Below are 22819 nucleotides of genomic sequence, written 5' to 3'. Positions count from 1 at the left end.
GGGGCTCAACCCGGAACCGACCCGCGTTCCGTTAGGCCTTTGCGCGGCGGGCTCCTCACCGCGGTAGATGGAGTACCTGGAGCGCCGGGTCGCCTTAGTCGAGGACCGGATCGAGACGGTCATCGACGAGGCCGAGCCGGAGGAGCTGTCCGACGAGCTCGGCCACGTCGTCCTCGCGGGCGGCAAGCGCGTCCGGCCGGCGGTGACGATCCTCGCCTGTGAGGCGTTCGACGGCGATCCCGAGGACGCCGTCGACTTCGCGGCCGGGATCGAGTTCGTCCACAACGCCTCGCTCGTGATCGACGACATCATCGACCGCTCGGCGGTCCGCCGCGGAACCGCCTCGGCGTGGGCCGAGTTCGGTTACGGCCCGGCGATCGTGACGAGCGACGGGCTCCTCGGCGAGGCGTTCGCACTCTTTTCGACCGACGATCGGGCGATGCGAACCGTCGCCGAGGCGATGGTCGAACTGGGCGAGGGCGAGGCGACCGAGCTCGCCGCCCGCCCGACAACAGAGGCCGAGTACATGGACTTGGCACGCCGAAAGACCGGCGCGCTGTTCCGTGCGGCCGCAGAACTCGGCGCGGTCGCCGGCGACGCCGATCCCAACGCGGTCGAGTCGTTCGGCGAATACGCCGAGCGCGTCGGCGTCGCGTTCCAGATGCGTGACGACGTGTTGGATGCCACCGCCGACGCCGACGACCTCGGGAAGCCGACGGGCCAAGACGCCGAGATGGATCGCCCGTCGGTCGTACAGGTGACATCGCTGTCGCCCGAAGAAATCAACGACAGAGCTCGCGAACAGTCGGAGCTCGCGCTTGAAGCGCTCGACGATGCGAACCCGCCGGAGACGGAGGCGATCGAGTACCTCCGGGATCTCGCCGAGTTCGTTGTCGTTCGGGAGCGGTAGCCAAGAACTCAGGGATCCGTACCGGTCGCTCCCGTTGTGCGGTCGGTCTCATCGTATGGTCGCTTCTGTTGTACGATCGATCCCGTTCCGGGGGTCACTCTTTTCCGACGACCGGATCGGCGTACGTCCGCGATCTCGCCGGAGTACGGCGATCCCCTACCAATAAATATATATAACTGACGGGTAAGGATGGTACCATGTCGCAAGGATCAGGATTCGACCTTCGTCGACGGGACGTGCTGAAAGCTACCGGCGTCGCCGGCGTTTCGATGGCCGGCCTCGCCGGGTGTCTCGGCGAGGAAGCGCCGGACGAACTCACGATCACGTTGTCACAGTTCCCCGACACGATCGACCCGCTCGATCACATCACCGGGGACTACTTCGACGTGTTGGACCACATTTACGAGCCGCTGTTCGACTTCGAGCCCGGTGACGGTATCTTCCCGCGGGTAGTCGAGGAGACGGAGATCCTCGGCGGCGGGGTGACCGAACTCCAACTTCGGGACGACGTGGTGTTCCACAACGGCGACGACATGACCGCGGAGGACGTCGCGTGGACGATCAACCGGACCGTCGACAACGACATCGGCGTCGCCAGCGACATCGGCGCGTTCGGGCTTGGCTCGATCACCGGTGCCGAGGCGATGGACGACACGACGGTAGAGATCTCTTATAGCGGCGCGCCCGGGCTCGCCGAGTTCGAATTCGGAAACTACGCCCGCGCGATGAACCGCGACTGGTCGATCGAGAACCACGACGCCGATCAGGAAGGTGAGTCCATCTCCGGTGCGGACCCCGAGGACTTCAACGGAACCGGCCCCTACGAGGTCGTCGAGTTCACCTCCGGCGAGGAGGTCGTGTTGGAGCGGTTCGACGACTACTGGGGCGAGGAGCCACCCTTCGAGCGCGTCGTTTTTAACTCGGACGGCGAGTCCAGCGGCCGGGTCAGTTCGCTCGAAACCGGCGAGACGGACGTGACGATCAACATCCTCCCCGAGGACGTCAACACGGTACAGAACGCCGACAACGTCGAGATCCGTCGCGTGACGAGCTTCCGGAACATCTTCCTGCCGATGAAAAACACCGTCGAGCCGTTCGACAGCCAGGAGTTCCGGCAGGCGATGAACTACGCCGTCGACAACGCAGGGATCGTCGACTCGGTGCTCAGCGGTTTCGGCGAGGCCCGCGGACAGCCGGTCGCGCCCGGCATCAACGGGTTCAACTCCGACATCGAACCCTACGAACAGGACATCGGAATGGCCGAGAGCCTCGTCGAGGACAGCGGCTACGGCGGGATCGAGATCGAGCTCACCGTTCCGCAGGGTCGGTACCTCAACGACGCCGCCGTCGGCGAAACGGCGGCCGACCAGATCGACCAGCTCGACAACGTCAACTGTGAGGCAAACATCGTCGACTTCGGCGTCGTCTCCGACGCGAACTCCGCCGGTGTCGACCCCGACGTGATCGAGATCCCGTTCTACATGATCGGCTGGGGAACGATCACGGGCGACACCGACTACGGCGTACAGGGCTTCTTCAGCCAGGACGCCGAGACGCGGTCGTTCGACGACGAGGAACTCAGCGACGCGATCGCGGAGAGCCAGTCGATCGAGGACCCGGACGAGCGTCGCGCGCAACTCGAAGAGGTCAATCGGATCGCCCACGAGAAGGCACCGTTCGTCTTCTTGCACACCCAAGAGAGCATCTACGGCGTTCGCGAGGACATCCAGTGGGACCCCCGCGAGGACGAAACGGTGTACGTCTGGGGGATGAACCAGTAACCTCCCGGCTGCCGTGTTCGTCGACGTCGATGATCGTGTCGAAAGGTAATTATCGTGGCGCGGGTTTCGAGCACATATCCAGATGTCGATCGCGAAGTTCCTCGTACGGCGGACGCTTCAGGCGGTGTTCGTCGTCTGGGGCGTAGTGACGATCATGTTCGGGCTTCGAGCGGTCTCGCCCGGGGACCCGGCAACGTTGATGCTCGGCGAGGGGGCGACCGCGGAGACGATCGCTCGGGTGCGAGCACAGGAAGGCCTCGACGAGCCGATCTACGTTCAGTACCTCGATTACGTACAGGGGCTGCTCATCGGCGACTTCGGCTACTCTTGGCGCTCGAACCGCGAGGTGGAGGCGATGGTGATAGAGCGGATCCCTGCCACCCTCGAGCTCGCCATCGCGGCAACGGTCGTCGCGCTTGTCATCGCGATCCCGCTCGGCGTGGTGTCGGCGACTCGCCGGAACGAACCCGCCGATTACGGGGCGACGCTGTTCTCCCTGCTCGGGATCAGTACGCCGAACTTCTGGCTCGGATTGATGTTGATCCTGCTTTTCGGCGTCTGGCTCGGGATCTTCCCGACCGGACGGCGTCCGGTCGGACTCGTCGAAGCGATATGGACGCTCGTCGCGTTCGGCTCGGCGGGCGATCTCCTCACGTGGCTCCAACATATCACGCTGCCGGCGCTCACGCTCGGAACGTACTTCACCGCACTCATCACGCGGCTGACTCGCAGCGGGATGGTCGACGAACTCGGTAAACCGTACGTGACGGCGACGAGAGCGAAGGGGCTTCCGGCGGTGCTCGTCCGGTACAAACACGTCCTCCGGAACACGATGATCCCGATCCTGACCGTCTTGGGACTCCAGATGGGTACCCTGATGGGTGGTGCCGTGATCACGGAAACCGTGTTCAACTGGCCGGGGCTCGGGCTTCGGCTCATCGACGCGCTTGACGCGCGTGACTGGCCACTGATGCAGGGCATAATCGTGTTCATCGCCGTCGCGTTCGTGACGATCAACGTCTTCGTTGACGCGCTGTACTCCTCCCTCGACCCACGGGTGAACGACGAATGATCTCCGATAGGATCACCTCCAATCTCCGACGGACGTTCCGTGAGAGCCTCCTCCCGAAGATCGGGATGGTGCTTCTCGTAAGTATCGTGCTGATGGCAGTGTTCGCGCCGCTGTTGGCGACACACGATCCGACCCGGACGGGATACTACGACGAGGGCGGAAACGCGTACCCGCCGATCGGGACCGAGTACACGACACAGATCGCGGTCGACGGCGAGATACAGGAGGTGGAAGTGACCGCGGACTCCGCACACGTCCTCGGAACGAACAACGTCGGACAGGACGTGTACTCCAGGTTCGTGTATGGCGCGCGGATATCGTTACTGGTCGGGTTCTCCGCCACGTTGATGGCGATGCTCGTCGGAGTGCCGATCGGGTTGATCGCGGGGTACTACGGGGGGCGGGTCGACGACGCGCTCATGCGGGTCGCGGACACGATGCTGGCGTTCCCGGCGCTCGTTCTCGCGCTCGCGTTGATCGGGGTGTTCGGGGAATCACCGGTGTACGTGCCCGATCCGATCGTCTCTCTCGGGCTCGCGGACGGGATGCCCGAATCGATACCGATACCGGGGACCGTCACGATCGTCGCCGCGCTCGTGATCTGGGTGTGGTTCGCCCGTGTCGCCCGCGGAGAGGCGTTGTCGCTGCGCAATGAGGAGTACGTCAAGGCGGCAAAGAGCTTCGGAACGACCGATCGCGACGTATTGATCGGTCACGTCCTCCCCAACAGCGTCACCCCGATCATCGTGCTCGCGACGATCCAAGTGGCAGTGATCATTCTTCTGGAGGCGTCGTTAGCGTATCTTGGGTTCTCGGGGACGACGCTCTCGTGGGGGTACGAGATCGAACGCGGACAGGACATTCTTCGGACCCGACCGTGGGTGTCGACGCTTCCCGGCATCGGTATCGTGTTGACGGTGATCGCCGTGAACCTGCTCGGCGATTGGTTCCGTGACGCGTTGGACCCGAACCTGGACGAAGGACAGCGGGGTGCCTGAGATGCGCGAGGACGTCCTCCGCGTTGAGGGACTCTCGACCCGGTTTTTCACCGGCGAGGGACAGGTCAACGCCGTCGAAAACGTCTCGTTCGACGTCCGCGAAGGGGAAGTGTTCGGGATCGTTGGGGAGTCAGGGTCGGGCAAGAGCGTCACCGGCCTCTCGCTCGTCGACCTCGTCGGGTCGCCGGGAGAGATCACGGACGGAGAGTTGTGGTACCGTGACGCCGAACTGGCGGACGAGGTGCGCGAGGAGTTCCCCGATGTCGTTGACGGCGAGTACGTCGACCTTCGAGGCGTTCCCGAGTCGGTGCGAACGTCGCTTCGGGGAACGAGCCTCAGCATGATCTTCCAAGACCCCGAGAGCAGCTTTAATCCGAGCCTGACCGTCGGCGAGCAGATCGCCGAGGCGGTCGAGGTACAGCAGCGCGCGAGCTCGCGGCCGCGGTCGACGCGCGCGCGGACCGACGGCGAGGAGTACTCGCTGGGGTCGCTCGTTCTCTCGTTTGCGCTACCCTCGCGGCGGTACGTCAGCGAGGAGAGTCGGGAACGGGCGATTGAGCTGTTGGAGCTGGTCGGAATTCCTGACCCGGTCGAGCGGGCCGACGAGTACCCACACGAGTACTCCGGCGGTATGCTTCAGCGGGCGATGATCGCGCAGGCGCTGGCGGGCGAGCCGGACGTGTTGGTCGCCGATGAGCCGACGACCGCGCTCGACGTCACCATTCAGGCGCAGGTGCTCGATCTGCTCTCGGAGCTTCAAGCGGAGACCGGAATGACGATCCTGCTCATCACACACAACCTCGGCGTGATCGCACGCATGTGTGACCGCGTCGGCGTCATGTACGGCGGCGAGATCGTCGAACGTGGGACACTGGAGGACGTCTTTCGGGACAACGTTCACCCGTACACGGAGGGGCTGTTGGGATCCGTGCCGGACCTCGAAAGCGTCGGCGGGTCACTCGATCCGGTTCCCGGGAACGTGCCGAGCCTCTTGGATCACGAGATGGAGGACCGCTGTTACTTCGCGGATCGGTGTCCGAAGGCCATGGAGGCGTGTCTGGAGCGTCCGCCGGACACCCGGGTCGAAGCGGACGGCGACCACGTCGTCAAATGCGTTCTGACGGATCTGGAGTACGGCGAGAGCCCGCCGCTTCCGGACGATCACTTCGAAACCGAGGGTGCCGACGCGAGCGACGGTGGCTCGAACGAGAGTGCCGACGCGAGCGACAAGTCGGCCTCGCCCGACGGGGGTGACTCGCGATGAGCGATCCGGTGCTCAGCGTCGAGGGGCTACAGAAGTACTTCTGGGAGCAGAACTCGCTTGTCGATCGCCTGTTGGGGAACGACCCGGTTGCGGTCCGGGCCGTCGACGGACTCACCTTCGATGTCCGACGCGGAGAGACCCTCGGGTTGGTTGGCGAGTCCGGCTGCGGGAAGTCCACGACCGGCGAGACTGTCCTCGGACTCCAAGAGCCGACGGGGGGACGCGTCGAGTTCGAGGGACGTGACGTTTACGACCTCTCGGGTGAGGCGCTCGACGAGTTCCACCGGGAAGCACAGATCGTCTTTCAGGACCCGTTCTCCAGTCTGGACCCGCGGAAAACGATCGGAAAGTCGGTCCAGCAGCCGCTCGACGTCCACGACGTGGGGACGAAAGCGGAACGCGAGGATCGGGTCCGGGACCTATTGGATCGCGTCGGACTATCGGGCAGCCAATACGATCGGTACCCGCATGAGTTCTCCGGGGGGCAGCGCCAGCGGGTCGCTATCGCGCGAGCGCTCGCGCTGGAGCCCGAGTTCGTCGTCCTCGACGAGCCCACGAGCGCGCTGGACGTGAGCGTTCAAGCGCAGATCCTCAACTTATTGAGCGATCTACAGGACGAGCTCGACCTGACGTACCTGCTCATCTCACATGACCTCTCCGTGATCCGCCATATCTGTGATCGGGTCGCGGTGATGTATCTCGGCGAGATAGTCGAGATCGGCGACACCGCCGAGCTGTTCGAGTCGCCGGGACACCCGTACACCGAGGCGCTATTGGAGAGCGTCCCGCGAGCCTCCCTCGCCGAGCAGGACCGGACGATCGACGTTCTGACCGGGGACGTACCCTCCCCGCGGGACCCACCGAGCGGCTGTCGGTTCCGGACTCGCTGTCCCGAGGTGATCCCGCCGGAAGGGCTGGATATCGATCAGAAGGCCTACCGGGAAGTGATGAACCTCCGTGGCCTCCTCGAGAACCGGAGTCTCAGCGTCACGAAGCTCTGGGAGCGTGCGGGGTACGACTCACCCCCGGAAGAGCCCGACGACGCGGCGGTCGATGCGTTCGTCGACGCCGCGATCGAACGACATCTCGAACGGTCGTTGCCGAGGGAGTATCGAGTACACGTTGAGGACGCGTTCGCGGCGGTCGCACGCGGTAACTGGGAGACTGCGACGCTACGTGACGACTTCGAGAGCGTTTGTGAACGGACGAATCCCGATCTCGACGGCACCGACCATCCGGTGGCGTGTCACCTCCCGGATCGGTGAACGGCGCGAGACACGGCCATATCACTCGATCGTCGACGAGAAACGTCCGGATATCCGGATACTAAACACTCGTATCACTTCGGTGTATTCATACTTGTGCGATCACGATCATTCGTATGAACCGCGCAGAGAAGGCGACCCTCCAGCTACGTGCCGTGGCCGTGTTGCGGAGTCTCAAGGAGACGCGAACGTACGACGAGCTCTCGGCGCTCACCGGGCTGCCCGCCGGCGATCTGAACCGCTACGTGAACGGGCACGTGTTACCCGGGGCCGAGCGCGCCCGTGAGGTGGTCGTCGACGTCGGCCACGAGGCGCTCGCGGACGAGCTCGTCTCCCGGGTGACGTTCGACGACGAGGGGTACGTCGACAACTCCGACGTCGTCTTCGACCAGTCGTTTCTGAACCTCGTCGCTCCCGTGGCCGCCGAGACGTTCGAGTTCGCGACCCCCGACGTCGTCCTCACCGCCGCAACCGACGGGATCTCCCTCGGTGCGGCGATGGCCTCCTTCTTCGACGCTCGACTCGGGTACGCGAAGAAGTCGAAGGAGACGGCGGTCGAGGAGTTCATCGAGTCGCGCCAGCGGCTCGCCTCGGGCATCGAACTCACCTACTACCTGCCGGCGAGCGCCATCGAGGCGGGCGACACCGTCCTCGTCGTCGACGACCTGATCCGGTCGGGCGAGACCCAGGAGCTCCTCCTCGACATCGCGCTCCAAGCCGACGCGGACGTCGGCGGCGTGTTCACCCTCATCGCCGTCGGTGACGAAGGAATGGATCGTGCGCGAGCGATCACCGATGCCCCGGTCGGCGCGCTCACGACCTTCGATCAGTAGCTCCCGCCCCGAAAGAGTATACACGAATGCGCATCACTTTCTCGATCCGATAGATCTGAAGGGTGTTTTGATCCATATGTACGGATCACTATTGATACGCATCAGCAAGGTTTATATTCCGTTCCCGAAGTACGAACACCCGTTCAATGGGGATCACAGACACGCTGTCCGAGCGGTTCGACGTGGCGGAGCACGGCTCCGACGTGCGGACGGAGCTGATCGCGGGCGTCACGACGTTCCTCGCGATGGCGTACATCATCGTGGTGAACCCGGCGATCCTGTCGGAAGCGATCGTCATCGAGGGGTACGAGCAGATACAGGTGTTCCAGATGATCGCCATCGCGACGATCCTCGCGTCCGTCGTCGCGACCGTGGTGATGGCGCTGTACGCGAACCGACCGTTCGGGCTCGCACCGGGAATGGGGCTCAACGCCTTCTTCGCGTTCACGGTCGTTCTCGGCCTCGGCATCCCGTGGCAGACCGCACTCGCGGCGGTGTTCGTCGAGGGGATCCTCTTCATCCTCCTCACCGCGGTCGGGGCGCGGGAGTACGTCATCAACCTGTTCCCGAAGCCGGTGAAGTACGCGGTCGGTGCCGGTATCGGCGCGTTCCTGCTTTTCATCGGCCTTCAGGAGATGCAGGTGATCGTCGCCTACGAGGGAACGCTCGTCGAACTCGGCGACGTCGTCGCGACGCCCGGCGCGCTGCTGGGCGTTCTCGGCGTGCTGTTCACCCTGATCCTCTGGGCGCGCGGCGTCACCGGATCCATCGTCATCGGGATCCTGACGACGGCAACCGCCGGCTGGGTGGCCGCGATCGCGGGGCTGACCACACCCGGCAACGTCGTCGACGGCGACCTCTACTCGACGTTCGGCGAGCAGGGACTGGTCGGCGGACTGACGACGCTCGTGACCGAGGTCCAGTTCGACTTCACGCCGATCGCCGGGGCGTTCATCGACGGACTCGCCGACGTCGACCCCGTGACGTTCACGTTCGTCGTGTTCACGTTCTTCTTCGTGGACTTCTTCGACACGGCCGGAACCCTCATCGGCGTCTCGCAGTTCGGCGACTTCCTCGACGAGGAGGGTGAACTGCCAGACATGGACGAGCCGCTGATGGCCGACGCGGTGGGTACCACCGTCGGCGCGATGCTCGGCACCTCGACGGTGACGACGTACATCGAGTCCTCGACCGGTATCGAGGAAGGCGGTCGCACCGGGCTCACGGCGCTCGTCGTCGCCGGCTGTTTCCTGCTCGCGATCCCGTTTGTCGCGCTCGTGCCACTTTTACCCGACTACGCCTCCTTCCTCGCGCTCGTCGTCGTCGGCGTGATGATGTTCCAGGGCGTCACCGACATCGACTGGAGCCATCCGGCGTGGACCGTCTCCGCCGCGCTCACTATTCTGGTGATGCCGCTGACGTACTCCATCGCCGACGGGCTCGCCGCCGGGATCATCACGTTCCCGATCATCAAAGCCGCCATGGGCGAGACAGACGACGTCCACCCCGGCCAGTGGGTGCTCGCCGCCCTGCTCGTCGCCTACTACGCGCTCCAGACGGGCGGGTTCATTCTCTAGGTCGGCGCATCGTCGCGCGCTTTTTGTTCGTCCCCCGTCACTCGTCGGTATGGAGGAGTGGGAGTCGGTTCGCGCGTGGAAGCTTCGCGAGCTACCCGACCCCCCACGGCTCACGATCACCCAGCTGTTCTCGAAGCTCTCGGAGAACGGCACCCGGTCGTATCGGTCGCCACAACCCTCTTGGGAACGGAAAGCGAGCGTTCGGCTCCGAGACAAATTTAAATGCGCGCTCTGTCCCGCCGGGCGGATCGAAACCGTCGACGGTGCGAGCGTCTGGCGCGCCCGCGACGGCCGGACGCGACGCCGCCCGCCCGGAAAGTCGACGCAGGGAACCGCCGCGCGCGTTCTGGAGATCCACCACGTTGTCCCCCGATCCAACGGCGGGGCAAACGACCTCTCGAACCTGATCACGCTGTGTCCGGACTGTCACGAGGACGTCCACGACCGACGGGCGGACCGGATTCCGCGCGAGGAGACGCGGCCCGCGCTCGGCACTCGACCGTGAGACGCCGCACTCGACCGTGAGACGCGGCACTCGATCATAAGACGCGGCACTCGATCATAAGACGCGGCACTCGATCATAAACGCGACACTCGGCCGATAGAGTATATAAATGACCGCCGGAACGGCGAGCGGGGTATATAAACCCAGTATCGCGGTCGGCGCGCGTGAGACGAGGGCGAAGCCCGAGGAACGCGCGCGAGGGAGGTGCGGCCGTCCCGGAGCGAAGCGACGGGCGGCCGCAACGAGGGTGGGGAAGTGTGAGGTGCGGTTGCTGTGCGGGTGGGGCTTTGGAGGTGTTCACCGCCGGTCCGTACTCACCCATATATATACGATCAGTCGGGACTCCGAAGGAGCCCTCTATCGATCAGTCATCGACTACTTATAAACGCTCGGCCGAAGCGTCCGAACCGTCCACCACGCCGGCAACGACATATAAACTCCACCGGCGACACCACGAATCACTTATAAACCTGACCTCGACGCCAGTGCGCGACGGATACACCGACGGCCGTACTTCTTTACGCGTCTACGCCCTACAGTTATCCGATGACGGATCTGACACTCTACGAACTGCCGGGCTGTCCGTACTGCGCGAAGGTCAAGGACAAACTCGCCGAGCTCGATCTGGAGTACGAGTCGATCGAGGTGCCCCGCTCACACAGCGAGCGTACCGAGGTCGAGGAGCTGAGCGGTCAGACCGGGGTCCCCGTCCTCGTCGACGAGCCGAACGGGATCGACGCCATGCCCGAGAGCGACGACATCGTCGCGTACCTCGAGAAGACGTACGGCAACGCGAGCTAACGCGACCCACGCCGCTTGCGACCCACGAGGCTATTTATCCGACGACGACGACGACGCGGACGTGCGACTCGTTCATCGCCCCGACGACGGCGAGTCTCGCGTCCTCGCGAGCGACGTCGACATCGCCCGAACCACGCTCGAACAGGCGCGCGGGCTCATGTTCCGCCGGTCGGTCCCGGACGACTACGCGCTCGTCTTTCCGTTCGACGAGCCGGAAACACAGTGGCTCCATATGCTGTTCGTCCCGTTCGCCATCGACGCGGTCTGGCTCGTCGACGGCGAGGTCACGGCCACGAAGCGGCTCGCGCCGTTCGTCGGACTGGGCCGCGGACACGCCGACAGGATAGTCGAACTCCCCGCGGGCGCGGCCGACGACGTCGCCGTCGGCGATGAGATGCTGCTCCGGGAGTGACGGGCGCGGGCTCGATCGAAGGGCGTTCAGCCGGCGTTCGGCGTCCGAAGACTGAGTTCGATACGGGTGCCGCCGCCCTTGCTCTCGGTGATGGCGAGTTCGCCGCCGGCAGCGGTAACCACCCAGTTGACGTACCAGAGTCCGAGCCCGCTGGCGTGGTCAAGCGGCGTCTCCTCGCCGGTGAGCACCGCACGCTCGGCCGGCGGGATTCCGGGGCCGTCGTCGGCGACGACCAGCGACACCCACGATTCACTGGGGAGTTCGGCGGCGGCGACGTGGACCCGCGGACGCTCCGCGTCGTTGTGGCGGATCGCGTTGTCGACCAACTCGGCGAGGGCGTCCGACAGCTGATCGACCGCGGACACGGTGATCCCCGGGGAGACGTCCGTCTCGATGTCGGCGCGATCGCGAAGCGTCGCCGGGATCGATCCGAGCGCGTCGGTGACGACCGAGGCCAACGGGATCGGACCGGGCGTCGGTTGGTCGCCGAGGAGGCGTTCGACCTTCCGTGAGGTCTCGCCGAGGTGTAACAGCCGTTCGGCAGTATCGATCACCCGGTCGAGCTGGGCGATTGTCTCTGGGTCGTCCACCTTGCGTTTGGCTTGCTGTGTGAATCCCGTGACCACGTTGAGTTCGTTCCGGAAGTTGTGTCGAAGCACTCGCGTCAGTACCGCGAGCCGCTCCTCGCGGAGCGACGCCTCCGTGCGGTCCTCGCCGACACCGACGAGCCCGACGGGCGATCCGTCCGTGTCGGTTACGGGACCGACCGTCAGCCGGTACGGGGTTCGCTCGCCGGATCGCGTCAGCAGGGTCGCCTCGCGCTCGATGTGCGTGCCCTCCCCGTACACCTCTGCGAGCGCGTCGGCGACGGTCGACCGACTCCGGTCGTCGAACAGGTCGGGGAGAGCCCGCCCGGAGAGGCCCTCGGCGGCGTACCCGGTGTCGGTCGCCAACCGGTCGTTCCAGCGGGTCAGCGTGCCGGCGGCATCACACTGGAACAGCGCCATCGGGACGGTCGAGGCGATCGCATCCAGCGTCCGGAGCTGCTCGCTCGTGCTCTGCTCGGAGCGGACACGAGCCGTAGCGTCCGTGAGAGTGACGACGAGCCATTCCCGATCGGCGACCGTCGTCATGTGCGCGTCGACCGCAAGGCGACGCCGCTCCCCGTCGTCGGTCCGGAGGTCCCACTCGAAGTGCTCCGGGCCCCCGGACGCGACGACCGACGCGAACGTCTCCTCGATGGAGTTGTCGCCGGTCGTCGGTCCCCCGATGTCCGTCAGTCCCATTAGCGCGAGCGTCGATCGGTCCCGACCGAACAACGACGCTGCGTGGCCGTTTGCCGCGTGGATCGCGGTCGTGTCCGGGTCGACTGCGAGCGTCGGCGTCGGGACCGATTCGACGAACGACCACGCGGCCTCGACACACTCCTCGTCGGCCATCCCGCCGAAGTCGACCGACCGACCGTTCGGACTCGACGCGTCGGCCCGGGAGTCGCTTGCGTGACTGTCGTCGTCAGTCGTCGGGGTGGCCTCGCCGCCCGCCCTCGTCGGATGCTCCGCGTCCGCGATGTCCGGCGGACGGTCCGACTCAGTGAACCCTTGGTCGGACTCCCCGGACGCCTCCCGATCGCTGCCGACCGCTTCCCGGTCGCTACCGGTCGCGTCCGGATCCTCGTTTTCCCCCTCGCTTCCGTCTCGGCCCATCAGTTGTCGTATTGAACTATCCCGAGACGTATATCTCGTGCGCCCGAGACTCAGTCCGCCTTCGCCTGCCAGTCGCGGACCGTATCCGGACTGACGCCGTCGACGTCCGTGGCCAGCTCGTCCGGATCCGCCGACTTGAGCGCCTCGACGCCGTCGACACCCGCTCCCTGAAGCTTCTCGGCGGTCTTCTCGCCGATCCCCTCGACCGTCTCCAGCTCCGATCCCTCCTGTCGAGCCTGAAACTCGCGGTAGTTACAGATCGGGCAGCCGAGCTCCCACGGCTCGTCGCCGGAGTGAACCCGGAGATGCGGGAGGTCGTGCTCCTCGCAGGTCTCGTCGGTCACCTCGATCTCACCGCGTCGCGGGAGCGGCAGCGAGTAGTCACAGTCGGGGTACCGGGTACAGCCGACCAGCCGCGATCCGGACCGGAGCTGTTTGATCGCGAGCTCGCCGCCGCCGTCGGTTTCACTGCCTCCGTTCCGCGGCGAAGCCGCGCCCTCCCCACACTCCGGACACGCCCCGATCACCTCGTCATCGGCCTCGTCGGCCTCGTCAGCCTTACACCGGGGACAGCCGTGGACGAACGTCTTCCGGCCCGCAAGCATCTTGACGTGGTGGAGCTCGTGGTCCTCGCAGGTCTCGTCGAGCAGCAGCGGCTTGCCCGTGGAGGGCAACGGGAGCGTGAACTCACAGCTCGGGTAGCCGTCACAGCCGACGAAGTAGGATCCGCCGCGAGCCTGTCGAACGAGCAGGTCGGAGCCACACTCCGGGCAGGGGCCGAGCGTCTTGTCCGCCTTCAACGACGTCTGGAGCTGGTCGCCGATCGCCTCACGTGACTCCGTGAGGTCGTCGAAGACGCGTTCGAGCAGCTCGCGGGAGGCTTCGGTCACCTCATCGTACTCCTTCTCGCCCGCGGCGATCGCCTGCATGTCGCGTTCGAGCTGGGCGGTCATCTCCTCGCTGACGACGTGGTCCGCGAACGTCTCCGCCGCCTCGACGACCGACTCGGCGAGTCGCGTCGGCCGGGGCGGGTCGCTCTCGACGTAGCCGCGGTCGTACAGCTTTTCGAGGGTCCGGTGACGGGTCGCCTTCGTGCCGACCCCCCGTTTCTCCATCTCCTCGATGAGCCGTGACTGGCCGTAGCGACGGGGAGGCTGGGTCTCCTTGGCGTCCGTTCGACGGCCGGAGAGCGCCAGCGTCTCGCCGACCTCGACGTCCGGCACGATCCGCTCGTCGCTGGAGCGGTACGGGTACACCTCGTGGTAGCCGGCCTCCAGCAGCCGCTTCCCGTTCGCCTTCAGACGGAGGCCGCCGTCGGCGACCAGCGACGGCGTGCCCTCGGCGTCGTCTGGATTACGGAGCGCGGGAAGCGGATCGGCCTCGGCGGCGATGCTCGTGGCCTCGCCGTTCGCCAAGGCGACCACGCGGAGCCGCTCCCACTCCGCGGGGGCCGCACACGTGGCAAGGAAGCGACGGACGATCAGCTCGTACACCTCCCACTCGTCCTCGGAGAGGTCGGCGGCGCTCGGGAGGTCGCCGGTCGGGTGGATCGGCGGGTGGTCGGTGGTCTCCTCGTCGCCCTCCGTCGGCTCGATCTCGTCGCGGTCGAGCAGCGCGGCCGCGTCCTCGCCGAACCGCGTGGACCCTTCCAGCTCCCCGAGCAGCTCCCGCGGGTCGAGATCCTCCGGGTACACCGTGTTGTCCGTCCGGGGATAGGTGACGTAGCCGGCGGTGTACAGCTCCTCAGCAATTGACATCGCGCGCTGTGCGGAGTAGCCGAGCGAACCGGCCGCGCGAATGTACTGTGTCGTGTTGAACGGCGCGGGCGGCTCGTCCGTCCGCGTTCGGCGACGGACATCGTCGACGACCGCCTCGTCGACCGCGGCGAGCGCCTCGGTGAGCGTCTCCGCGACCGACTCGTCCCAGACGCGCTCGGCCTCGTTGCCGACATCGTTCTCGAAGAAGTACTGCGCCTCGAACGGATCGCCGCCCGACTTCGTCAACTCGCCGAACAGCTCCCAGTACGCCTCGGGGTCGAACGCACGGATTTCGCGCTCGCGGTCGACGATCAGCTTGAGGGTCGGTCCTTGGACCCGGCCGACGGAGATGAAATCGTCGCCGAGCTGGCGGGCCGAAAGCGAGAGGAACCGGGTCAGCGCGGCCCCCCACGTCAGGTCGATCACCTGCCGGGCTTCGCCGGCCGCGGCCAGATCGAAATCGAGGTCGTCGGGGTCCGCGAAGGCCGTTTTGACCTCCGTCTCGGTGATGGAGGAGAACCGGACCCGGTCGATCGGCGCGTCCTCGTTGACCTCGCGGACGAGCTCGTAGGCCTCCTTGCCGATGAGTTCGCCCTCGCGGTCGTAGTCGGTCGCGATGACGACCCGGGAGGCGTCGCGGGCGAGCCGTCGGAGCGCGGCCACGATCCCCTCCTGAGTGGGGGCCTTGCGGACTGGGGCGTCTATCAGCTCAACCGGTTCGACGTCGCGCCAGTCGCTGTACTCCGGCGGGAAGTCGACGCCGACGACGTGACCCGAGAGCCCGATACACCGCTTGCCGCCCCACTCGTACACGTTGGTGTCGTTCATCCGCTCGGCCGTCGCCGTGCCGTCGCTGAGGATGTCCGCGATCCGCCGCGCGGCGTTGTCCTTCTCGGTGACGATGACTTCGGGGCCGCGACTCATTGCCGCCGGCTACGCCGCTGGCGCGCGTAAACCTTTCGTGACGCGGGGTCGGACCGTGAGATTGACCGGTCGCTCGCGGCGAGATCGGTCGCTCGAATCGGGATCACGCGGCTCGGTCGCCCTCCCCACGAGTCGAGGACCGCTCTGCGGCGAGGCTCAGGAACGCCCCGGCGAGGAACGCCAGCGCCAGACCGAACCCGTACAGCTCGAACCGGACCGAACGCTCGAACAGCAGCGGCGAGACGACCGCGACGCCGAGCGCTTCGAGGACGAACACGCCTTCGGCGACCGCGAACAGCCGGACTAGCCCGGCCGAGAGGACGGCGATGCCGGCCACCAGCGCGCCGAGGACCGCGACGGTGAACGTTCCACGCTGGACCCCCGCCAACACGCCGACTGAGACGGCGGCGAGGAGCAGAAGCGTGACCAACTCCGGCCGGTACCGCGCTATCGTGTCGGATCGCATGCCAGATCGTCGCACGGAGATACGGTCGCAACCGTGGTAAGTGCTATGCCGCCCTCGCTCTCGCCTCGCCGGACGCATCTCCCTAGCCGGCTCGTTCTCGTCGTGGGTTTGCGACTCCCGGTCGTCGACCTGTCGCTGAGCTGTGATCCGGGCGATTCTACTCCTATCAGCCGCCTTTTCGGTTCTTCTACCGTTTGATGAACCACGCATGCCGGAGAACGTATCCATCGACGCCGACTGGGGCGCACAGTACATCGACGGCGACTGGGTCGCCGGCGGCGACGGCGAGACCATCACCGTCGAGGACCCCTCGACGCGCGAGGCCGTCGCGGAGGTGCCCGCCGCAACCGAGGGTGACGTCGACGCCGCCTACGAGGCAGCGGCCGCCGCACAGGAGGAGTGGGCGGAGGCACCGCCGGCGCAGCGCTCGGCGGTGGTCCAAGAGTTCCTCCAAGCACTTCACGAACACGAGGAAGGCGTGGTCGACCTGCTGGCTCACGAGGTCGGCGGGTCGGCGATCATGGGAGAGACCTCGATCCATATCGCGTCCGACCACGCGAGCGAGGCGGCGACGCTGCCACGGCGGATGAAGGGCGAGCACGCCGAGTCAAACATCCCCGGCAAGGAGAACCTCGTCGAACGCGGGCCGAAAGGCGTGGTGACGGTAATCTCGCCGTGGAACTTTCCGCTGAACCTGAGCGCGCGGGCGGTCCTCCCTGCCATCGCCGCGGGCAACAGCGTCGTGCTCAAGCCCTCGACGAACTCGCCGATCACGGGCGGACTGCTGTTCGCGCGGCTCTTCGAGGAGACGGAGCTCCCTGAGGGCGTCCTCAACGTCGTCACCGGCCGCGGCTCCGAGATCGGCGATCGCGTCGCCAGCCATCCAGAGAGCGACGTGGTTTCTTTCACCGGCTCGACCGCGGTCGGCCAGCACGTCGCGGGGCTCGCGGGCGAGAACCTCGCGGTCGCGGCCATGGAGCTCGGCGGCAACAACGCCCATGTCGTCACGGGCGATGCCGATGTCGATAGGGCGGTTGACGCGGCGGCGTTCGGCTCCTTCGTTCATCAGGGGCAGGTGTGTATCTCGATCAATCGCCACGTGGTTCACGAGTCGATCTACGACGAGTACGTCGCGAAGCTCGCCGACCGCGCCGAGTCGCTCGCGGTCGGTACCGCCCACGAGCCCGACACGGTCGTCGGGCCGATCATTGACGACTCCCAGCGCGACGAAATGCTGGCGTACGTCGACGAGACGGTCGAGGCGGGCGCGACGCTGGAGACCGGCGGTCGCACGGTCCCGATCGATGGTGTCGACGACTCGCTCGTCGTTGCGCCGACGGTGCTCTCAGACGTGACGAACGACATGGCGGCGGCGTGTAACGAACACTTCGGCCCTATCGCGCCCGTGATCCCGTTCTCGGATGTCGACGAGGCGGTCGAGATCGCAAACGATACGGAGTACGGGCTGTCCGGGGCGGTCCACGCCGGCGACCTCTCGGTCGCGAAAGAGATCGCCGGGCGCATGGAGACTGGAAATGTCCACATCAACGACCAGCCGATCAACGACGAGGCCCACGTCCCGTTCAGCGGGATCGGTGCCTCGGGCGTCGGCGAGTACAACAGCGACGCGTTCCTGCGTGAGGTTACGGAGACGAAGTGGATCTCGATCCAGCACGAGCCGCGCGAGTACCCGTTCTGAGAGCGGAAGCGGACCGGTAGATCGCCGGAATCGCGTCCGATACCACTACTGCGACCCGTCGTCCGGCTCCGTCGGGGTTCCGCTCAGGTTCCCCGCGTCGTCGAACCGCTTCGCGCGCAGGAACCGGGTCCGGTATCGGTTCGCCGGGTCCTTCGTGTCGGCCTCGCGAATCTCGTCTACCCGGCCGTCGGCGACCGCGTCGATCACTGCCTCGACCTGCTCCTTCTCGCTCGGCGTCAACTCGAACTCGTAGGTGCGGGACTGCTCGCTTTCCAGACGGGTCCACTTCCGCGCCCCGCTGACGACCACCGAACACGGCTCGCGGCAGGGGAAGACGCCGTCGCCGCCGTCGACATCGAGGTCAGTCTCGTCGTCGTACTCCCACTCGCGCCGTTTGAGACACTGCGAGTCGTCACAGCAGGCCTCAGCGACCCAGTTCGCGTGCTCGTGGCCCTCGCCGCGGTCCCATGTCCTCACGACCCCGTAGATGCCGGACTGCCGCGCCATCGTCTCGCGCCAGTGAGTTACGTCGAGTTCACCCTGGCGCTCGCGGTGCCAGTTGACCACGGTCGCTGGGTACACCGTCTCGACGGTCTCGTAGGCGTCCCGTGGGGACAGGGCAGGGAACACCCACCCAGAGTCGAGCGTCGGCGCGGTTTTAAGTGGGCGGTAGCGCCCTTTTGCGTCGAGTTTCACGATATCGCGCGCGTCGAGCGGGTCCTCGTACGCGTCCAGCTCCGCCGCCGGAACGCCCGCGTCGTCGGCGTGACGAATGTCGTACCGGCGCTCGCCGCGGTCGGTGACCGTCGCCGTGATCCGCAGTTGGCCCCATGCCCGCTCGATACCCGCCGCGAGCGCGGCGTATCTGTCCGCGACCGTCCGGCCGTCTGCGTCCTCGATCCACCGGAGAAACGCCCGGCGTGGGCCGAACTCGCCGACGACGTGCTCGAACGTGTACCAGTCTGTCACCGCGGGAGCCCGCTCGTCGAGCGCCTCGTGGAATTCGCGCTCGCTCAATCCAGTTTGGCGGTCGCCGTACGCGATGACGTACTGATCGTCAGCGTCGCGGGCGACGCTGAACCCCTCGAATCGAAGGGGTTCACCCGGACCGAGATCCGAAACCGCGTCGAGGACCGCATCGAAGGCGTCGCTTGGGAGGTCAATCTCGGGGACCTCGGGGTCGTCCTCCGCGACGGAGGCAGTGTCGCTCACAGTTAGTCCCCCGTTGCGACGCGAGTGGTTTCACGCACGTCGTCGAGCGCAGTCCCGAGGTCCGCGCCCGCGTCGGCGGCGCGCTCCAGTAGCACGTCTGCCATCAGCGGCTCCGTGCCCACCGCGCCCGCGTACCAGATCCGGGTGCCGTCGACCTCGGTCGGCACGTCGTATCCGTGGGTGTAATCCTCACAGAGCCCGACATCTTCCGGGATGTCCTCCTGCGTGTGGTAGCCGTCGGCGATGAACAGCGGTACGAGGACGACATCGTCGCTCTCGAAAAAGTCGGGGAGGTCGTCGACCTCCGGATCCTCGTCCATGTAGAGCGCCCGCACCTCGTCGAAGCGGTCGCGCTCGCGGATCCGGTCGGCGTGGTACTCGATCGCCTTCGCGCTGTTCTCGTTGCGCTCGGTCCCGTGGCCAACGACCGCCAGCCCGAACCCCTCACCAACGTCGGGGTCTCCGGTAACCGACTCCGCGCGCCGCTCGATCACGTCGGTCATCGCCGAGTGGGTTCCGACGGGACCGCAGTAGTGGACCTCACGGTCGATGTCCTCGGCGACGAGCGTGGCCTGATCGGCGGAGAGCCCGTCGGAGTCCCACTCGGAGACGTCCCAGCCCTCCAGTCGAAGCTCGCGGGGGATCACCTGTTCGGTGAAGTAGCCCTCCGAGACGAACAGCGGGACGACGTATATCTCGTCGCCTTCGACGGTTCGAAGGACTTCCCGAAAGTGTGGTTCCTCCTTCCAAAAGCCGGTTCGTACCTCGTCGAACGCGCCGGACGCGCGTATCGTGTCTGCGTGCGCGTAGGTCGGCGCGCTCGATTCGGGATTGAGGTGTGAGCCGTGCGCGACGATGACGAGCGACTGCATACCCGATCTGGGGCCGCGCCGCTCTTAGGGACTTCGGAGCGTGCGGGGCCGCGGGAACGCGACCGAAATCGCCATCACCGCTCGCGACACAGGGTCGGGTATGTCGCTGGCAGCCGAGACGCGGGAGGCGGTCAAAGCGCGCCCGTTCCTCTTCGACGCGCTCCGCGCGGGAGTCGTGAACCACAGCGCCGCCGCCGCATGGCTCGTTGACGACGCGGATCTCGGCGGCGACCTCGACGCGATCGCAACCGCCCTGCGCCGGTTCCGCGAGGATCTTCCAACGTACGCGACCGCCGAACGCCCGGCGAGCGTGTCGATGCGGAGCGGCGTGGGTGTGGTCGAAGGGCCAGCGGAACACGGAGCGGACGCACTACTACGACTCTCCGGCACGGCAGTCGTCCCCGAAGGCGATGACACCGCGATCGTTGCGACCGGCGACGTGGACGCCGCGGCGCTCGCGGAGACGCTTGATCGGCTTCGGACCGTTGGTATCACCCCCGCCGCTGCGGGGGTCGCAGGGGACGCGCTCGTCGTCGTCGTAGGGAGACGGGAGGGGGCGACGGCGGTTCGGGTCGTCGAGAACGCGCTGACCGCGTCGCCGGAGACTCAGTAGGTCGGGTGAGTGAACGGATTCGGTGGGCACGGAAGCCACCGAGCCGGCCAACAATATCTGTGCGCGGCGCGTCCGTCTCGACTGTGAACCACGTTCCCGACCCAGCACTGGAGGCGATCGACGCGTTTGGTGAGGGGCACCTTCGTGGCGATCCCACACCGGTTCGTGAGCGTCTCCGTTCGGACCTGCGACTGCGGATCGAACCGAACAGCGGCGATCGGACGGCGCGCTGCCGGTTCGAGACCGAACACACGCGCACCCCGAGGACGCTCCGTGAGCGCGGGTCGTTTCTGACGACGTACGTCGACGGCGTCGACGAGCGGCTCGGTGAGTGGGGGATCGACCCCCCGGACGAGTACACGTACGTCGAAACTGTGGACGGAACGCACCGATATGAAGGGACGCTTCGGCTGCCGTGACGCTTCAGTCGTCCTCGGCCGTGACGGTTGCGCCGGACCGATCGGCAGCCGGACCAGTTTCAGGCTCGGTCGGGGGAACCGGCTCAGCGTCCGGTGCCGGCGTCGATTCTCGCACGAGCCAGCGGATGAAACCGCCCATCGCGACGAGACAGACGACAGCGAACGGCGCACCGGTAACGATCACTGACGACCGCAGCGCGGTCGCTCCACCGATCACGACGAGAACCGACGCGATCGCGCCCTGTAACACCCCCCAAAACACGCGATTTACGCTCGACGGTTCGCGTTTTCCGCCGGTGGTGAGCATCCCCACCGCGAGCGTCGAGGAGTCGGCAGAGGTGAGGAAAAACGTCGTCACGAGAATCAAAAACAGCAACTGCCACAGCTCACCGCCGGGGAACGAGCCGAACAGCACGTACCCTGAGACGCCATCGTCGAACGTTGCGACGGCACCGAGAACGTCGACCGCACCGCTGTCCTGAAGCTGGATCGACGTGCCGCCGATCACGGTGAACCACAGCGCCGAGACAACAGTCATCGTCCCAAACGCGGTGCCGACGACCGACCGGATCGTTCGCCCCTTCGAGATTCGCGCGAGAAATAGGCCGACGAACGGAGCCCACGCGATCCACCACGACCAGTAAAACACGGTCCATGCCGCGCTCCAGCCGGCCCCACCATCGGCACCGCTGCCAGTGAACAGACTCATCTCGAAAAAGGAGGTGACATATGTTCCGATCGACGCGACGGCGGTGTTCAGTACCGTTGTGGTCGGCCCGGCAATGAGCGCGACACCGAGCAGTACACCCATGATGCCAACGTTGAACACTGATATACGACGGATTCCGCGCCGCACGCCCGCGACGAGCGAAAGCGTGAACAACAGCGTGATGCCGACGATGACGGCGACCGTCTCGGCGTCGGTAAAGGTCACGCCGGTCCGGTACGTGACGCCGGTGAGTAGCTGTGACGCGATGAATCCGAGTCCCGTGGCGATTCCCCCGAGTGTGGCGATGACCGCAAGCGTGTCCACCGTTCTGCCGATTACTCCGTCGAGCCGGTCAGGACCCAACACCGGGTAGAGCGCCGTCGACACGCGAAACGGGGCGTCGTGGCGGTACGCGAAGTACGCGACCGGAAGCCCGATCGCCAAGTATCCGGCCCAAGCACTGATTCCGTAGTGGAACACGGTGTACGCGACCGCGGGGACCGCCGCGTCGCTCGACTCGGCCGCGACCGTATCGGCGAACAGCGGCGGTACGGTCTGGTAGTGTAACAGCGCCTCGACCGGCCCGAAAAACACGATCCCGGCCGACAACCCTGCTGAAAAGAACATAGCGACGTACGAGAGCGTGCCGTACTCCGGGCTGCCCTCACCCAGTCGGACGCGTCCGTAGCGGCCGACGAGGAGGTAGGCGGCGGCGATCACCAACACGAACACCGACCCAAGGTAAAGCCACGCGAGCCCCTCACCGAAGGTGACAAACGCGGTGTCGATGGCCGCGGCTACTCCCTCAGTGTCGACGACCGTGTAGCCGAGAAAGGCGAACGTGACGAGTGCCCCGACGACGAACGGGACCGGATCGACCTCCTCGCGAAACGAGCGTATCGACTCAACGACGGACGTGCGATTCATAAAGGACGTACATCGATCTGATGGGCCTCAATACGGTTAAACTCTGTTTTTGACGGGTTTAACGTCGATCAGATCTCGTTCGCTCGCAATCTAAGCACTT

General features: G+C 66.0%; 20 protein-coding genes. 14 read left to right on the top strand and 6 right to left on the bottom strand.

Features of this window, described 5'->3' with window-relative positions; all coding sequences use genetic code 11:
* The first annotated feature begins 67 nt into the window (after window positions 1–67).
* The 11 genes from J2751_RS12275 to J2751_RS12225 all read left to right on the top strand — a co-directional run bounded on the left by J2751_RS12275 (window position 68) and on the right by J2751_RS12225 (window position 11418).
* The gene (locus tag J2751_RS12275) at window positions 68–910 is read left to right on the top strand and encodes a polyprenyl synthetase family protein (protein WP_209486397.1); all 843 of its coding nucleotides are present in this window, start codon (window positions 68–70) and stop codon (window positions 908–910) included.
* Window positions 911–1107: 197 nt separating this feature from the next.
* Window positions 1108–2691, top strand: a complete 1584-nt coding sequence (locus tag J2751_RS12270; RefSeq protein WP_209486395.1) for an ABC transporter substrate-binding protein — start codon at window positions 1108–1110, stop codon at window positions 2689–2691.
* Between the two features lie 82 nt (window positions 2692–2773).
* The gene (locus J2751_RS12265; RefSeq protein ID WP_209486394.1) at window positions 2774–3763 is read left to right on the top strand and encodes an ABC transporter permease; all 990 of its coding nucleotides are present in this window, start codon (window positions 2774–2776) and stop codon (window positions 3761–3763) included.
* On the top strand, window positions 3760–4761 hold the full coding sequence (locus J2751_RS12260) for an ABC transporter permease (RefSeq protein WP_209486392.1): 1002 nt from the start codon (window positions 3760–3762) through the stop codon (window positions 4759–4761). Before J2751_RS12265 ends, J2751_RS12260 begins: the two co-directional genes overlap by 4 nt.
* A 1-nt stretch (window position 4762) precedes the next feature.
* Window positions 4763–6025: an ABC transporter ATP-binding protein gene (locus J2751_RS12255; protein WP_209486391.1), complete on the top strand. Its 1263-nt coding sequence runs from the start codon at window positions 4763–4765 to the stop codon at window positions 6023–6025.
* Window positions 6022–7290 carry an ABC transporter ATP-binding protein gene (locus J2751_RS12250; RefSeq protein WP_209486390.1) on the top strand — a complete coding sequence of 423 codons (1269 nt, stop codon included), beginning with the start codon at window positions 6022–6024 and terminating at the stop codon, window positions 7288–7290. The genes J2751_RS12255 and J2751_RS12250 overlap by 4 nt, the downstream gene beginning before the upstream one ends.
* 116 nt (window positions 7291–7406) lie before the next feature.
* Window positions 7407–8123, top strand: coding sequence for a phosphoribosyltransferase family protein (locus tag J2751_RS12245; protein WP_209486389.1), 717 nt, complete (start codon window positions 7407–7409; stop codon window positions 8121–8123).
* A gap of 146 nt (window positions 8124–8269) precedes the next feature.
* On the top strand, window positions 8270–9700 hold the full coding sequence (locus J2751_RS12240) for an NCS2 family permease (RefSeq protein WP_209486388.1): 1431 nt from the start codon (window positions 8270–8272) through the stop codon (window positions 9698–9700).
* Between the two features lie 49 nt (window positions 9701–9749).
* Entirely contained in the window at window positions 9750–10205 is a 456-nt protein-coding gene (locus J2751_RS12235) for an HNH endonuclease (RefSeq protein WP_209486386.1), read from the top strand.
* 546 nt (window positions 10206–10751) lie between these two features.
* Window positions 10752–11006, top strand: a complete 255-nt coding sequence (locus J2751_RS12230) for a glutathione S-transferase N-terminal domain-containing protein (RefSeq protein WP_209486385.1) — start codon at window positions 10752–10754, stop codon at window positions 11004–11006.
* A gap of 61 nt (window positions 11007–11067) precedes the next feature.
* On the top strand, window positions 11068–11418 hold the full coding sequence (locus J2751_RS12225; protein WP_209486384.1) for a DUF192 domain-containing protein: 351 nt from the start codon (window positions 11068–11070) through the stop codon (window positions 11416–11418).
* Window positions 11419–11444: 26 nt separating this feature from the next.
* On the opposite strand, the gene J2751_RS12220 is transcribed toward J2751_RS12225, so the two are convergent.
* The 3 genes from J2751_RS12220 to J2751_RS12210 all read right to left on the bottom strand — a co-directional run bounded on the left by J2751_RS12220 (window position 11445) and on the right by J2751_RS12210 (window position 16268).
* Complete coding sequence (locus J2751_RS12220) at window positions 11445–12857, bottom strand: PAS domain-containing protein (protein WP_209486409.1); 1413 nt, start codon at window positions 12855–12857, stop codon at window positions 11445–11447.
* Between the two features lie 314 nt (window positions 12858–13171).
* A complete protein-coding gene (locus tag J2751_RS12215) occupies window positions 13172–15802 on the bottom strand; it encodes a DNA topoisomerase I (RefSeq protein WP_209486383.1) in 2631 nt (876 codons plus the stop codon).
* Window positions 15803–15905: 103 nt separating this feature from the next.
* Entirely contained in the window at window positions 15906–16268 is a 363-nt protein-coding gene (locus tag J2751_RS12210; protein WP_209486382.1) for a hypothetical protein, read from the bottom strand.
* A 208-nt stretch (window positions 16269–16476) separates the two neighbouring features.
* Between J2751_RS12210 and J2751_RS12205 the strand changes: the two genes are divergently transcribed.
* Window positions 16477–17967: an aldehyde dehydrogenase family protein gene (locus J2751_RS12205; RefSeq protein WP_209486381.1), complete on the top strand. Its 1491-nt coding sequence runs from the start codon at window positions 16477–16479 to the stop codon at window positions 17965–17967.
* Between the two features lie 45 nt (window positions 17968–18012).
* Here the strand turns inward: J2751_RS12205 and J2751_RS12200 are convergent, their stop codons facing one another.
* Complete coding sequence (locus J2751_RS12200; protein WP_209486380.1) at window positions 18013–19179, bottom strand: DR2241 family protein; 1167 nt, start codon at window positions 19177–19179, stop codon at window positions 18013–18015.
* A gap of 2 nt (window positions 19180–19181) precedes the next feature.
* Window positions 19182–20051 carry a CbiX/SirB N-terminal domain-containing protein gene (locus J2751_RS12195; protein ID WP_209486378.1) on the bottom strand — a complete coding sequence of 290 codons (870 nt, stop codon included), beginning with the start codon at window positions 20049–20051 and terminating at the stop codon, window positions 19182–19184.
* A 100-nt stretch (window positions 20052–20151) separates the two neighbouring features.
* Here J2751_RS12195 and J2751_RS12190 point away from each other — a divergent pair, with 100 nt between their 5' ends.
* Window positions 20152–20664: a DUF7523 family protein gene (locus tag J2751_RS12190; protein ID WP_209486376.1), complete on the top strand. Its 513-nt coding sequence runs from the start codon at window positions 20152–20154 to the stop codon at window positions 20662–20664.
* Window positions 20665–20747: 83 nt separating this feature from the next.
* Entirely contained in the window at window positions 20748–21083 is a 336-nt protein-coding gene (locus tag J2751_RS12185; RefSeq protein ID WP_209486374.1) for a hypothetical protein, read from the top strand.
* Window positions 21084–21087: 4 nt separating this feature from the next.
* Here the strand turns inward: J2751_RS12185 and J2751_RS12180 are convergent, their stop codons facing one another.
* Entirely contained in the window at window positions 21088–22719 is a 1632-nt protein-coding gene (locus tag J2751_RS12180; RefSeq protein ID WP_209486373.1) for a BCCT family transporter, read from the bottom strand.
* Window positions 22720–22819: the final 100 nt, after the last annotated feature.

Source organism: Halorubrum alkaliphilum (assembly GCF_017873815.1).
In the GTDB taxonomy this organism is placed as follows: Archaea; Halobacteriota; Halobacteria; order Halobacteriales; family Haloferacaceae; genus Halorubrum; species Halorubrum alkaliphilum.
Note: the sequence above shows the minus strand (reverse complement) of the source record. Positions and strands in the feature narration are given on the sequence as shown.

What these genes read in the sequence shown, in the direction of transcription:
- J2751_RS12255 (WP_209486391.1), top strand. Translation starts at nt 4,763, where the DNA reads ATGCGCGAGGACGTCCTCCGCGTTGAGGGACTCTCGACCCGGTTTTTC.
- J2751_RS12210 (WP_209486382.1), bottom strand. Translation starts at nt 16,268, where the DNA reads ATGCGATCCGACACGATAGCGCGGTACCGGCCGGAGTTGGTCACGCTT.
- J2751_RS12275 (WP_209486397.1), top strand. Translation starts at nt 68, where the DNA reads ATGGAGTACCTGGAGCGCCGGGTCGCCTTAGTCGAGGACCGGATCGAG.
- J2751_RS12220 (WP_209486409.1), bottom strand. Translation starts at nt 12,857, where the DNA reads ATGGCCGACGAGGAGTGTGTCGAGGCCGCGTGGTCGTTCGTCGAATCG.
- J2751_RS12230 (WP_209486385.1), top strand. Translation starts at nt 10,752, where the DNA reads ATGACGGATCTGACACTCTACGAACTGCCGGGCTGTCCGTACTGCGCG.
- J2751_RS12270 (WP_209486395.1), top strand. Translation starts at nt 1,108, where the DNA reads ATGTCGCAAGGATCAGGATTCGACCTTCGTCGACGGGACGTGCTGAAA.
- J2751_RS12215 (WP_209486383.1), bottom strand. Translation starts at nt 15,802, where the DNA reads ATGAGTCGCGGCCCCGAAGTCATCGTCACCGAGAAGGACAACGCCGCG.
- J2751_RS12240 (WP_209486388.1), top strand. Translation starts at nt 8,270, where the DNA reads ATGGGGATCACAGACACGCTGTCCGAGCGGTTCGACGTGGCGGAGCAC.
- J2751_RS12195 (WP_209486378.1), bottom strand. Translation starts at nt 20,051, where the DNA reads ATGCAGTCGCTCGTCATCGTCGCGCACGGCTCACACCTCAATCCCGAA.
- J2751_RS12190 (WP_209486376.1), top strand. Translation starts at nt 20,152, where the DNA reads ATGTCGCTGGCAGCCGAGACGCGGGAGGCGGTCAAAGCGCGCCCGTTC.
- J2751_RS12265 (WP_209486394.1), top strand. Translation starts at nt 2,774, where the DNA reads ATGTCGATCGCGAAGTTCCTCGTACGGCGGACGCTTCAGGCGGTGTTC.
- J2751_RS12245 (WP_209486389.1), top strand. Translation starts at nt 7,407, where the DNA reads ATGAACCGCGCAGAGAAGGCGACCCTCCAGCTACGTGCCGTGGCCGTG.
- J2751_RS12205 (WP_209486381.1), top strand. Translation starts at nt 16,477, where the DNA reads ATGCCGGAGAACGTATCCATCGACGCCGACTGGGGCGCACAGTACATC.
- J2751_RS12235 (WP_209486386.1), top strand. Translation starts at nt 9,750, where the DNA reads ATGGAGGAGTGGGAGTCGGTTCGCGCGTGGAAGCTTCGCGAGCTACCC.
- J2751_RS12260 (WP_209486392.1), top strand. Translation starts at nt 3,760, where the DNA reads ATGATCTCCGATAGGATCACCTCCAATCTCCGACGGACGTTCCGTGAG.
- J2751_RS12250 (WP_209486390.1), top strand. Translation starts at nt 6,022, where the DNA reads ATGAGCGATCCGGTGCTCAGCGTCGAGGGGCTACAGAAGTACTTCTGG.
- J2751_RS12180 (WP_209486373.1), bottom strand. Translation starts at nt 22,719, where the DNA reads ATGAATCGCACGTCCGTCGTTGAGTCGATACGCTCGTTTCGCGAGGAG.